Annotated in this window: 10 protein-coding genes; 5 read left to right on the forward strand and 5 right to left on the reverse strand. The window is 61.8% G+C overall.

Annotation, left to right across the window (positions count from 1 at the left end; all coding sequences use genetic code 11):
• Positions 1 to 53 precede the first annotated feature (53 nt).
• The gene (prsT, locus tag EGJ68_RS05980) at positions 54 to 2,831 is read left to right on the forward strand and encodes an XrtA/PEP-CTERM system TPR-repeat protein PrsT (protein WP_158283524.1); all 2,778 of its coding nucleotides are present in this window, start codon (positions 54 to 56) and stop codon (positions 2,829 to 2,831) included.
• A gap of 182 nt (positions 2,832 to 3,013) precedes the next feature.
• A complete protein-coding gene (locus EGJ68_RS18540; protein WP_233248688.1) occupies positions 3,014 to 3,721 on the forward strand; it encodes a hypothetical protein in 708 nt (235 codons plus the stop codon).
• A 14-nt stretch (positions 3,722 to 3,735) separates the two neighbouring features.
• Here the strand turns inward: EGJ68_RS18540 and EGJ68_RS05990 are convergent, their stop codons facing one another.
• On the reverse strand, positions 3,736 to 4,389 hold the full coding sequence (locus tag EGJ68_RS05990; RefSeq protein ID WP_123033568.1) for a hypothetical protein: 654 nt from the start codon (positions 4,387 to 4,389) through the stop codon (positions 3,736 to 3,738).
• A 233-nt stretch (positions 4,390 to 4,622) separates the two neighbouring features.
• Positions 4,623 to 5,660 carry an SGNH/GDSL hydrolase family protein gene (locus EGJ68_RS05995; protein ID WP_123033569.1) on the reverse strand — a complete coding sequence of 346 codons (1,038 nt, stop codon included), beginning with the start codon at positions 5,658 to 5,660 and terminating at the stop codon, positions 4,623 to 4,625.
• 486 nt (positions 5,661 to 6,146) lie between these two features.
• On the opposite strand from EGJ68_RS05995, the gene EGJ68_RS06000 reads away from it, so the two are divergent.
• The 3 genes from EGJ68_RS06000 to EGJ68_RS06015 all read left to right on the forward strand — a co-directional run bounded on the left by EGJ68_RS06000 (position 6,147) and on the right by EGJ68_RS06015 (position 8,998).
• The gene (locus tag EGJ68_RS06000) at positions 6,147 to 6,671 is read left to right on the forward strand and encodes a hypothetical protein (RefSeq protein WP_158283525.1); all 525 of its coding nucleotides are present in this window, start codon (positions 6,147 to 6,149) and stop codon (positions 6,669 to 6,671) included.
• Positions 6,672 to 7,016: 345 nt separating this feature from the next.
• Positions 7,017 to 7,904 carry an HprK-related kinase A gene (locus EGJ68_RS06010; RefSeq protein ID WP_158283526.1) on the forward strand — a complete coding sequence of 296 codons (888 nt, stop codon included), beginning with the start codon at positions 7,017 to 7,019 and terminating at the stop codon, positions 7,902 to 7,904.
• Positions 7,901 to 8,998: a nucleotidyltransferase domain-containing protein gene (locus EGJ68_RS06015; protein WP_123033573.1), complete on the forward strand. Its 1,098-nt coding sequence runs from the start codon at positions 7,901 to 7,903 to the stop codon at positions 8,996 to 8,998. The genes EGJ68_RS06010 and EGJ68_RS06015 overlap by 4 nt, the downstream gene beginning before the upstream one ends.
• A 26-nt stretch (positions 8,999 to 9,024) precedes the next feature.
• Here EGJ68_RS06015 and EGJ68_RS06020 read toward each other — a convergent pair whose 3' ends face one another.
• The 3 genes from EGJ68_RS06020 to EGJ68_RS06030 all read right to left on the reverse strand — a co-directional run bounded on the left by EGJ68_RS06020 (position 9,025) and on the right by EGJ68_RS06030 (position 12,775).
• Positions 9,025 to 10,800 carry a hypothetical protein gene (locus tag EGJ68_RS06020; RefSeq protein ID WP_123033574.1) on the reverse strand — a complete coding sequence of 592 codons (1,776 nt, stop codon included), beginning with the start codon at positions 10,798 to 10,800 and terminating at the stop codon, positions 9,025 to 9,027.
• A gap of 79 nt (positions 10,801 to 10,879) precedes the next feature.
• Positions 10,880 to 12,394 carry an amidase gene (locus EGJ68_RS06025; RefSeq protein ID WP_123033575.1) on the reverse strand — a complete coding sequence of 505 codons (1,515 nt, stop codon included), beginning with the start codon at positions 12,392 to 12,394 and terminating at the stop codon, positions 10,880 to 10,882.
• Positions 12,395 to 12,490: 96 nt separating this feature from the next.
• Positions 12,491 to 12,775: a hypothetical protein gene (locus EGJ68_RS06030; RefSeq protein ID WP_123033576.1), complete on the reverse strand. Its 285-nt coding sequence runs from the start codon at positions 12,773 to 12,775 to the stop codon at positions 12,491 to 12,493.
• Positions 12,776 to 12,828: the final 53 nt, after the last annotated feature.

Here is a 12,828-nt window from a genome sequence, read left to right on the forward strand (position 1 = left end):
TCCCGTTCCTGCCTTAGAGTGTGGAAAAGAATAGGATGTTACGAGGCGTTACCATGCAAATGTCTATTGCCCGGAAATTGTGGCTGCCCGCCATGGTGGTATTGGCTGTTTCCGCGTGTTCCAAATCACTCACCCACGATGAGCTGCTGGCTCGGGCGCAGCAGTCGTTTGCCGAAGGCAAATTGAATGCGGCGGAGATCGACGCCAAGACCGCGTTGCAGCAGAACACGCGCAGCGCGGCAGGGCGACAGGTGCTGGGGGAAGTGTTTCTGCGCCAGCGCGCAATGGCTGAAGCGGCGGTAGAGTTCGAAAAGTCACTGGAGGCGGAAAAGGTGCCCGCGGTCGCGGTGCTCTATGCCGAGGCTCTGGTGGGAGCGGGTGAGGCGGAGAAACTGCTGCAGCACTATGCCGACCCGGGCTATGCCTTTGTCGCAGAGGAGGGCGCCTGGCTAGCCCTGGTGGCGCGGGCGCAAGCGTCTACGGGCGACACGTTCAGCGCGGAAGACACGTTGAGCAAGGCCATACAGCTGGCACCGGATGATCCCCAGGTGCGCCTTTCCCAGGCGTTCGTATCGGTCAGCCACACCGGCGAGCGCGAGGACGCCCAGAGCATCCTCAAGGAGCTGACGACAACGCACCCCGAATTTGCCGAAGCCTGGAGCCTGTACGGTGGCCTGTTGCAAGCGCGCGGAGATTACCCTGCGGCCGAGGCGGCCTTCGCGACTGCCAGCAGCCTGAACCGTTTTCGCCTGAATGACCGCCTGAGCCTGGTGGCCGTGCAGGTCGAACAGGGCAAGCACAATGAAGCAGCGAAAGAGCTGGAGCAGCTCGAGAAAATCATCCCCGACCACCCCGGCGTGAACTACGCGCAGGCCCGTATCCAGATCGAAAATGGCAACGCCAGTGCCGGCCTGGGCGAACTGGCCAAGGTGCTCAACGTGGCGCCAGGCCACCTGCCCAGCCTGTATCTGGCGGCAAACGCCAACTTTCGCGAGGGCAACCTGGCAACCGCGGAAGACCAGTTGAGTCGCTTTCTTGCCGCCCAGCCGCGTAACATCAACGCGCGCCAGATGCTGGCCGCGGTGTACTTGCGCATGGGTGAGCCCGGGCGCGCTGAAACCATCACCCGCAAGTTGCTGGAGGAATTGCCCATGAATGTCCCCACGATGAATATCCTGGCGCTGGCGCTCACCGCGCAGGGCATGCACGGTGCCAGCGCGGCGGTCTATCAGGATATGGCCACCGCCACACCGGACTCTGCCCGGGTGCAAATGGAGCTGGGCACCTCACTGGTGCGGTCCGGGGAACTGGATGCAGGCACGGTAGCCCTGCGCAGCGCACGTGAACTCGACCCTGCCGACGGTGAAATACGCTATCGGCTGGTGCGTGCGCTGGCTGCTGGTGGCAATGCCGAGGCGGCGAGTGTCGAACTACAGTCGTTCCGCGACAGCGCCCCCGAGGATGCCCTGCCCAGTGTGCTGGCAGCACAACTGGCACTGGATGCAGGAGACCGGGCGGGCGCGGCGGAGAATTACCGCGCCGCTCTGGCGCTGGAGCCAGGCAATACCCAGGCAAGCACCGGGCTGGCGTCTCTGGCCATGCTGGACGATGACTCTGCCGCGGCGCTGGATATCCTCAACGACAGCCTCACCGCGCAACCCGATGACCTGCAGGGCATGATGAACCTCGCCGCCGTGCACGAGCAGCGCGGTGAAATGACGGAGATGGTGGCGGCGCTGGAGCGGGCCATGAGCGCACACCCCAAGGCGCTGGAACCAAGGCTTATGCTGGCCCGGTATCAGTTCACGCAGCAGCGCCCCGGCGAAGCGGTGGACCTGCTTACCGCCGTACGCGATGAACACAACGGCGACCCCCGCGTTCACCAGTTACTGGCGGGCGCATTCCTTGCCCTTGATCAGCCGGGTGCGGCGGTGAATTCCAGCCGTCGCCTGCTGGAATTGCTGCCGGACAACGTACGGGCACTGCGGCTGGCGGCACAGGCGGAGCGTGCCAATGGCGACCTGCCGGCGGCGGAGCGTCGGCTGCGTCAGGCGGTGGAATTGCAGCCGCAGGATGTGGACTCCCGCAAGATGCTGGTGGAAGTACTGCTGCAGCAGAACAAGCTGGCGGAGACCAGTGAGCAGCTGGCAGCCTTGCCAGCCGGTGTGGTACCCGAGGCGCAGCTCAACCTGGCGCGTGGGCGGCTGGCGCTGACGCAGGGCGATCTTGACGAGGCCGAAGCGCTGCTACGCAAGGCGCACAGCGAGTCACCGTCCAGCAATTCGCTGGTGTTTCTGTCCTCCACACTGTTGCAGCAAGGCAAGCGTGACGAGGCCTACAGGATGCTCGAAGGCTGGCTGCAGAGTGCGCCCGAGGATGTGACCGTGCTCAACCAGCTGGGTCCGCTGTACCTGTCTCAGGGCCGGGATGAAGAAGCGGCTGCCGTGTTTGAAACCCTGCATCGACTGGCACCAAACGATGTGGTTGCGATGAACAACCTGGCCTGGGCGTATCGCGCCTCCAATACCGCGCGGGCGCTGGAACTCGTCGAAAAGGCGCTGCAGGCTGTGCCCGATAATGCGGCGATTCAGGATACACATGCCATGATTCTGCTGGAGAATGGCGACTACGATGCTGCGCTCGCGGTGAATCAGAAAACGCTGGACAGCGTCCCGGAGTCACCGCAGTTCCGCTACCACCGTGCGCAGATACTGGCAGCGGCCGGGCGTTCTGGCGAGGCGCTGACCTTGCTGGACGCGCTGCTGCGCGGCCCGGCATTCCCTGAAGCGACCGCCGCCAAGGCGTTGGCGGAGCAGCTTCGCGGGAGCTGATGAACGCGAGTAGCGGCAGGGCGGCCCGCGCTGTGAAGGGTGTCGGTATTCTTTACATCGACCCCCATCGCCGTGCAGCGGTATTTTGCAAGTTACTGTTTTAAAGAGTTAATTTACAGATGGCAGGGTTTTTGCTTTTAACGTTTCAGAGCGTTACAAATTTGGATGTTGAGGGTAGAGCCATGTTGAGTACAAGCAATAAATTAGTCTGCAAAGCCGCTCTGGCGGTGTCACTGACCTTCGGCGCACTCGGTCTGCACGCTGCCCCCATCGTCTCAGGCACCTTCCTTGCCGATGCGGTCGAGGATTTTGAGGGTACCCCCGGTGATCGCAGCTTCCTGACCTCCTTGTTCGGCGGTTCGGTGAGTGTGGTGCCCGGTACGGTTCAACTCGCTTCTATAACGCAGGGTGATTGGACTGATTTTCGAGATGGCTCCCCCATAGTACCGAGTTCCGGTTCCCGTTTTGGCGCGGGGTTCGGATTCGGTAGCTATGGTCTGGATTTTAGTGGGCTTGGGGGCATTTTCGGATTTAGCGGCTGGTTCAGTGCTGCGGGGGTGGGTGCCGAATCCATCGAGTTCTTTGGCGCGGGCGATGAGTCCCTGGGTCTGGTGTCACGCCCGAGCGGTTTTGGCCCGGGTGACGGTACGATGGAGTTCATCAGCATTACCTCCGACACGGCAATTCAGACATTGGTAATCTCCGGGCAGGAGATCACCTCAGACGATCTCGCGTACACGACATCACGTGTTGGGGAGCCCCCAGTCCCCGTAACCGGTTCCGGGCACACTGTTGTTGCTGGGGCTCGGCTTGTGTGGCCTTGGCGTCACGGCTCGCTGTCGCAAGGCCTGAAACGCTGGTACAGGCCTGCAAGGGCTCGAAAAGGGTAGAGAGCGGAAGTTCTCTACCCTTTTTTATATCCGTCCACAACCAGTGGCCTGACTGATGCGTCTTCTAGGTTGGTTATGCGCCAGGCACTGATCGGTGTGCCGTTGTCATCGACGATGCTCAGGCGCAGGGGGATACCCAATTCGGGCTTCAGGCTGGAAAGTAATTGCGTAGGTAGCACCCAGCTCACGTAGGCCGGTGCAGCCTCCTGCAGTGCATTGTAAAGGTCGTGCATCAGCGCCAACATGCCCGCCAATGCGGCACCATGTGGCACTGCATCCGCAGGGGCAAAACACGCTTCGCCCACCTCGGCGCCACTGCTGTGCAACGAGTAGCTTTTGCACGCGATTCCCAGGATGGAATCATGTGCACCTGATTCGATGACGCTATCCACGCTGGCGACCGCCACCTGACCCTCACGCTTGAAGAGCTGCGCCATGCGCAGGCGGCTGACGGCCCGTTGCTCAGGAGACAGAGTCTCGAGCGAGGCCTCCAGAGCCATCACTTCCGCCGACAGCTGCGCGGCAAGGTCGGCTGCGTTTGCACGATTCAGCCGGATAGCCGCGCCGTCTGACGCCGGATAAATGTGCAATGTGTCGGACGCGATGGTATAGAGCCCCTCAAGGCGGCCCTCGTGGCTGTAGATGTGCACCTGCTGTTCCAGGAGCATCAAATGGTGGGTGCTGGGTTCGGCAGTACTTTGTAGATCCAGCGTGAGCCTTGTGGCGTTTGAGAGTGCAGCCACCGTCAGGGTCGGGAGGCTGGCGAGGAACAGGGTGAGTAGTAGTGGAGCAGAGAGACAACGCCATCGCGCTGCCGGTGGCAGGGGACGACTAATATCGGAGCGGCAAGATCCGCGTAGTTCTGGCGTTCTGCCGCTCCGCACACAAGTCAGTGACCGGATTACGCGGCCACCGCGTTCCGCCGGTGCATGTAGATCAGGGCGAGCAGCCCAAACAGGAGCAGCCAAAGTGTCATCGGTGCCGGCACGGTGCCGACCGCCGCGCCGCTGCTCAACAATGCGAAGGCGCTGGCGCCAAGCTGGCTATGGGCTGCAGTGGTGGGGTGAATTTCATCCCAGAACACATAGCCGGCGGCTCCCGCACATTCTACTTCCGTGCGCCCCAGGCCGAGGAAGCCTGAGCTCACAACCGACCGGCATTCGCCTGTGGCATTGGTGAAGCCGAATGGTGCCGGGTCGGCGATAATATCGTTGAATACTGAGAACACATCGAGAAAGTAGATGGATGCTGATGTGGTGGCTGCCAGGCCACTCACGCGTTGTTCGAGGCCGGTGTTCCAGGCCGTGGTGACGAAGGTGGCCGATGCGGCCTCGGCCGAGGTGCGAAATTCCGGAATGTTGCCGAGGTCAGGCAGGTTGGGGACCAGCAATGTGCCGGCGCCGCTCGCGACCAGCCCACCCAGTACGCCGAACAGTGAATCGAGCGTGGCGTTGATGGCGGCCAGCGGGTCTACGCTGCCCACCAGGTCGCGCATGTCATTGCCACCCGCCCAGGCGACGTACAGTGCGTCAGGGTCTGATGCGGCACCGCCGAGGTCGGCGTTGTAACGAGTCTGCTGGGTCAGGACGCCAGCTGAGACGCCGCCGGCGTTGTCGACCCGGGCGCCGCCATACGCATAGTTATTGCCGCCAGCGGACGAGCGCGTCGCCCGGGGCAAAGCCAGCAGGTCGGCGAGGTACTCGTGCCACACGGGCCCATTGCTGAAGCGTCCGTTAGGGCCGTAGCCGGCAAGTGCTGCCACCGTTCCGTTTGAGCCAAAGGGAACTGCTGCACGGGTATTGCCTGTGTCCGACAGGCTGTCACCAAAAACGTAGATGTCAGAGAACATGGGCGCGGCATACAGCGAGCTGCTGGCGATGGTCAGCGCCGCGAAGGCCGCGCGCGCAGTGTGCTTGAACTGGCAGAAGCGTGATTTCATCGGTTTCTTATTCCTGTGTGAGCAATCGGTGTGAGGGTACACGCGTTTTATACGTCCCGACGCAGGTCGTGATCATGGGCGGTCCTCTCAAATTTGCTTTAGCAAAATTCGGACCATAGTCTAACATGTTGAAATTAAAGGTAAAAAATGGCTGTCTGACGGGGTGGTGTAAGATTTTCCGACACATTTTCAGCAATCGCGACGCATCACACATTATGTCTGGCCTGTGATCCAGTGCGCAAAGCCAGGCGGGGACTTGTGTTATCGTACGAAGATCGATGAGTGAAACATCTCTGCTCGTCGACAAGTGAAAGGGTGTTTTGCCGATTTTTTGTCGAAAATTTTTACAATTGGCCATGTCCAAGTGAGTTTGAGCGATTTATTTTCATTCCAAATCAGTGCCTTAGGATTTTGGCGTGATTTTTGCTGTGTGGTCAACAAGATCGACCAGTTTTGAGACGCGGAACCGCGTACGAGGGTAGTACAGTGAATAATGAGTCGAAGGGCGAGACGCATGTGGTCAATGCCACCCGGCGTCGCCTGTTGAAAGCGTCAGCTGCGGCACCGATAATCGTGTCATTGACCCCTAACGCGGCACTCGCTATGGCGAGCGCGGCACAATGCTCTGGTGGCAGTTTTTCCAATATGAAGGCTGCGAGTCAGGGGAACAGCCTGCGGGGCGATACTGCGGTGAGGCTCGAAGTTCCGTACTTCAAGAAGCAGGGTAGCAGTGTGCAAGGCCTGGCGAATGACTTGTACGACATCAAAGGCGTTTACTACCACAACAGTGGTACCGTTTACGCCACCAATCGTGAAGAACTCCTGGGCCATGGATACGCGGAGTCAACTCGGCATGTGCTGGTTCTTTTTGATGTCAACGGTAGCACCCCAGAGATTGTCGGGTATTGGCCACAGATTCCTGAGTCCGCGTTCAATGAACTCAATGCTACGCCGATGACGGGTTCCTGCTGGACATCTCTCAATCCCTCGAGCCTGCGCACCTTTAACTGATCACCTCTGCGGCCGAGGCTCGTGTTAGCATGACATGATGCACGGCTGGCAACTCACTTCCCACGATACCTTGATCCTAGAGGAGATCGGCGATTGCGTCGCCGTTTACTCCAATGCGACCGGCGAAACTCACTTGCTTGATGCCTTGCCAGCGGAGGTGCTCTCGTGCCTTTCTTCGGGGGCCTGTCTGACGCACTTGGAGCTCGCTGTGGCAGTGGCAGCGGTCGCCGATGAACCATGGGAGAATTGGCTACCACAGGTCTGTAACGTTTTGGAGCGCCTGGCTTCCATGCAGCTTGTCGAGCGCTTCGAACGTTGAAAGTCGGAGATTTGGGTGAGGCGGATTTGTCGCGCAGACTGCGAGAACAGCGCCTGTGTTTCGCCACCGGACCGTTTAAAGTGCGGTTGGGCAGCGATGTGGACAGTTTTTCTGCCACATGGCAGCGATCGTACGCATCGCTCGATGTGCTCCCAGCAGAGGAAATCTGTCACTTCCGTATCGCGGTTGAGCGGCAGCGGGGCGCTCGACGCTGGTATCGTCCTCAGGTGGTATTTCGCATTGAAGGGCTCACGCCTTTTGACCCCTATCCGCTGGATCATGCATTTCCGATGTTCGAGTGGGGCCTGAATTGGTGCATTGCCATGTCAGCCCACGATTATCTGATGTTGCACAGTGCCGTGGTCGAACGCGATGGCTGCGCCGTGGCTTTGCCGGCGCAGCCGGGCTCGGGCAAGAGCACTTTGTGCGCCGCTCTGGTCGGTCGTGGCTGGAGGCTTCTCTCGGATGAATTCGGTATTCTGCGTCATGCAGATGGCTCCTTCCTGCCCCTTCCGCGTGCCGCGCCGTTGAAGAATGCCTCGATCCCTCTGCTGCAGAATTTTGCGCCGCATCTTGGCTTTGGTCCGCGGTACGCTAAGACGCGCAAGGGCGATGTTGTGCACATGTTCCCGCCTGGTGACAGCTTACAGCGCCAGGCAGACCCGGCTCGTCCGCGGTTCATTGTTTTTCCTCGCTATGAGCCCGATGCCGTGCTGCAGCTACACGCGCAGCCTCCCGAAGTCGCCATGACGCGGCTGGTAAACAACTCTTTCAACTACCGGGTGAGTGGTGCGCAGGGTTTCCGTTCGCTCTGTGGACTCGTCAGGGAGTGCGAGAGCTACCAACTGATCAACGGCGACCTCTCCGAAGCCGTGGCCGCTTTAGAAAGCCTGCTGCAGGAGCGGGGCCGGTGAATACACTGATCGCGGTTTTGCGCAATCCGAACTGTGCTCGCGAGTTTAGTCCGTCGCAATGGGAGGCGCTGCTCGGCGAGGGGCGGCGCACGCGAATGCTGGCGCGCCTGCATCATCTGCTGGCCCAGAAGGTGCCAGACCTGGACCTGCCGGTTGCAGTGCGCGATGTGCTTTCCGGGCATGCACGCTACGTAGCACACATGCATGTACTGGTGCGCAGCGAACTCCGCCGCCTTGGGAAGCTCGCGGCCCAGGTTGACTATCCGGTCATACTCCTGAAGGGCGCGGCGTATCTGATGGCGGAACTGCCGTTCGCCGCGGGTCGTGGCTTGAGCGATATTGATGTACTGGTGCCCCGGCATGCGCTGCAGGACTTCGAGCAGCGCTTGCGTGATGTTGGCTGGGAGTTCGACCCCAACTTGACGGCGTACGACAATCAATATTACCGCCAGTGGAGTCATGAGCTACCCCCCATGCGGCACTCCGACTGCTCGCTGGAGCTCGATGTCCATCATAATCTGATTCAGGTCACCAGCCGCAGCGCGCTGGATGTTGCGCCGGTCATTGAGCGCTCGACGCGCGTTGCGGGCACGCCATTTTATGTGCTGGCTCCGACGGACAGGGTGCTGCATAGTGCGCTGCATTTGGTGATGAGTGATGAGCTACGCGGTGGAATACGCGATCTTTACGATATTCATGCGGCCTGCCTGCATGGCGCAGCGCGGGATGCGAATTTTTGGCCTGACCTGCTGGCGCACGGCAGGACGCTGGGTCTGTTGCGCCCGCTTTACTACTGTTTGTCCCTCGCGGGGGATATTTTTGGCCTTGAGCCGCCGGATACTGTCTGGCGCGCAGTGCGTGCTGCGCGGCCTGCATACCCCGTCGATCGATTTATGAGCACATTGATGCGCTGGCACCTGGTGCCTCAGGTGGATCAGCCATGGCGTGCGGCATCTGCAGAACAGTTACTGTATCTTCGTTCTCACTGGGTCCGAATGCCGCCGGGGTTGCTGTTGCGTCATCTGGTTCGAAAGGGCGGATGGTGGGTCAGGGGTGACAGTACAGCGTCGGGCGGTGCGCTGAGTGCCCGTTAGTATGCCCGGATGCAACAGATTGAGGGCTAAGGCGCGTAGTCGATATCATTCAGCTGTTTCACTACAGTGGCGGTATCCTCCACCGCCAACAACCCCTCCCGCACCTCAAACTGGTTCATCCCCGCACTGATCGCCATCTGTTTGCCCAGCGTGATGGTGCGCTGGTCCTGCCCGCGTTGCAGCAGCAGGTGGTTGCCGGGTGTGAAACCGGTACGTGGCGTAATGATGGTCTCCCGCCCCTGCGACAGCCGGTTTGGCGGCAGGATAATGACGCGCAACGAGGAGGCCTGGCTGGCCCCGTCGCGCAGGGTTTGGCAGGCCCAGGATTCAGCCCGCGAAGCCAGGACTTCAATACCGGTGATCGTGCCACTGTTGTGCTGCCGATGTGTCCAGCGTACGACACCCAGTAGCCAGGGATCTTTCTGGTCCCTGCGTAAACCGACCAGTTCACCGTTGCGTACTGCTGCGGGCGCAGTGGCGCCCCAGTCCAGGCAATAGCCCCCTGGGCTGGCATCCACGGTGGTGACCTGCAGAACGCTGAATCCGGCAGGCAGTTCGGGCGCGGCTGTTTTTTCGGTGCGGGCGCGAGCCAGCACATTGATGCTGCCGTCCCGGTTCAGCGAAGAGTGGCTGCGGTCGGTATCGGGTGCGGCGGACCAGGGGTCGTCATTTTTGCGCTCTGCCAGAAAAGGGTTTTCGGTGCTGGGGTTGGCTTTCCGGCCCCCGGGCTTCTGTACCAGCTCGTCGAGGGTGCGCTCGCCGGCCAGGTGAAAGTGCGTGGCGCTGAAGCCCAAGACGGCCTGTAACGGTTCCCGCACAATCACCCTGCGACTCCCGCGCTCGCGCTCGCTGCCGAGGCAATCCAGCAAATGTTCCAGCACCGGCAGGGGAATTCGGGTGTCGCCCAGCAATACGCCGCTGCGGCTCGCCTTGCGCGCGGTGGCGCTGGCCTGTGCCAGTGGTTCCAGCATCCCCGTGGTGTCCAGCACTCTCACCTGCTTGCCCAGGGTCGCCATGCTGGCGCGGTATACCGGCGGGCTGGCACCTCCCAGATCGACAGCGAACAGTCCGGGTTCACTCGCTGGCTGCACGGTGCAGCGCGACACCGAATGTCGCAGGGCCGCGTGAAGCTGGTTGATGTCGCTGCGCAGAAGTTGGCCGGTGTGGCAACAGGCCAGCAGCAGCGGCAGTAGCCAGGTGTTCCGCAGGGTGCTCTCACCACCGGTGGCGGCGGGCACGGCGAGGTCTGTCAGTCGATAGCGCTCGCCCAGCAGGTAGAGTTGATGCAGCGTTGACCAGGTGCGCGATTCGATGGGCAGCTGCAGGTTGAGTGCAAGGAGAACCTTGTGTGCTGCATAGTGCAGGCTGCGTTCCAGCGCCTCGCAGACCAGTCTGGCGGGTGCCCTGCGGGTGACTCGTGCAGGCTCGCGTGCCGCGTGCATGACGCAGATGGAATAGGCAGTGCACGCCAACCCGCCGATCTGGTCGGAAACCGCAGCCAGCGCCTGCATGCGTGGTGGCATGGCCAGGGGCTGGTTGATCAGCATGCGGTCGAGCAGCGTCAGGGTCTGTGTCAGGCTGGGCCGCAGGGTCTCCAGCAATTCATAGCGCAGTTCCGGGTCCAGTGGCGCGCGATTGAGCTCCAGCAAGGTGTCGCGCAGCCGCTGCGCCACCTCGGGTGGATCTGCCATCGGCAGCGCATCGCACCACCCGGCCGCGCCCGCGAGGGTGGTGGCGAAACGTGTGAATGGAGCACCGTCCTGGGGGGGGACGCGTAGCTCGATGGGAACCGGTTTGCTCATGGCGTGGTGTTTGGCTGAAATCAGTGATGAGGTTACCGCAGACCTGCCAATAGGCGCCATACAGCTTGGGTGACCGGGTTCACACTGTTGGTAATTGGTTGAACCAGGGCGCCGCTTTTTCCAGTTGCGCGGCCAGTTGGAACAGCAGTGCCTCCTCGCCGTAGCGCCCGGCAAACATGACACCCACCGGCAGGCCTTCCGCGCTCCAGTGCAATGGCACCGACATGGCGGGCTGCCCGGTGGCGTTGAACAGGCTGGTGAATGCCGACACACTGATGGCTTCCTGCTCGTAGCTGGCCTTGTCCTGGTCCAGGCTGAGTTTGCCCAGTTTCACCGGTGGCGTGGTCAACGTGGGGGAGAGCAGTACGTCGTAAGTTTGCTGCAGCAGCGCCATGTCGCGCGTGATCTGCTCCAGCACCTGCATGGCGGAAAACAGCTGCTCCGCGCTGTTGTCGCGGTCGGCGAGGTAGCGCTCCCAGATCAGCGGTTCAAGGTCGCTCTCGGTTGCCTTGCGGCCCAGCGCCCTTTCCCTGGCGTGGACGCGCTCGACGGTATTCGCGGCCATGACCGGACCAAAGGCGGCAAAGAACTGCCTGGGATCAACCGGTAGCTGAATCTCCTCCACGTTATGCCCCAATTGCGTACAGAGTGTGGCGGCGTTGCGCACCGCCGTCAGGCATTCCCCCGCGACCGGGGTATGTGTCAGCGGTGTTGTGACGAGGCCGATACGCAGCGCCCGCGGCGCGCGCATCGAGGCCTCGAGAAAGCTGCCTTCGGATGGTGGCGCAATGACCGTCTGACCGGGTTCGGGGCCGCTGGTGGCGTCCAGCAGCGCCGCGCTGTCGCGCACGCTGCGGGAGACGGCATGCGTGACCGACATCAGCGATGACAGGGTATGCGGCCCGTGGGGTACCCGCCCGCGGCTGGGCTTCATGCCGAACAGGCCACAGGCGGAGGCGGGAATGCGAATGGAACCGCCGCCGTCGGTGGCGTTGGCGATGGGCAGAATGCCGGCGGCAACGGCGGCAGCCGAACCGCCCGAGGATCCCCCCGCCGAGTGCTCCAGATTCCAGGGATTGCGCGTGTCACCGAAGAGGGTGGATTCGCTGCTGCCGGTGCCGCCGAACTCGGGGCTGTGGGTTTTGCCCATGATCACCAGCCCGGCGGCCTGATAGCGGCTGACCACCGTGCTGGTGTAGTCGGCTACGTTGTCGCGATAGAAGCGCGAGCCTTGGGTGGTTACGGTGCCCTCCAGCATCATGCCCAGGTCCTTGAGCAGGAAGGGCACGCCGTGAAAGGGACCTGCAGGCAGTGGCTTTGCAACGGCTGCACGCGCCCGGTCGTAGAGTGTCTCCACGATGCAGTTCAGTGTCGGGTTTACCGCCTGGGCCCGCGCAATGGCTGTCTCCAGCACTTCTGACACTGAGACATCCCCCGCACGCACGCGCTCGGCGATGTCCAGGGCATCCCACTGGCGGTATTCCTCCAGCGGTAGGGTGGTGCCGCTGCTCGCGCGCAAGCTTGGAGTCAGCGCGACGGCAGTGGCTGCCAGCAGGCCCTGCTTGAGCAACGTGCGACGGGAAAAATCTTCCATGGGTGGTGTCCTCGGTATTGGCGATCGAGGCACTATACCGCAGCGGGCGGGCGGGCCCGGTTCAGCTTTCTGGCCCAGGTGCGCGCTTGCCGTCACTCAGCTGCGGCGAAACAGATTCTTCAGGCGCGACCAGAGCGACTGTGCTGCCGGCGTGGTTTTCGGCGTTTGCCGGTGTGATGCGGGCACCCCGTGCTCCGCATACCACGCTTCCCACTCGTGGGGTGTCAGCGTTTTGGGTACGTAGTCCGGGTTGGTGTGTTCAAGGGCGTGCGCCTGCAGGGAGGTGCTGGTTTCCGGATCGCTCTTCTCCTTCGCGCTGCTGTCGTTGGGCGATGGGCGGTTCAGGGCTTCGCGAATCTTGCGTTGCTGTGGTGTTTCCATGGGATAATCACATTGCCCGGATCAGGAGGCCTGTAGAGTGAGTGTAGCAGACC

The sequence above is a fragment of the Haliea alexandrii genome, assembly GCF_003719295.1.
GTDB classification, from domain to species: domain Bacteria; phylum Pseudomonadota; class Gammaproteobacteria; order Pseudomonadales; family Halieaceae; genus Haliea; species Haliea alexandrii.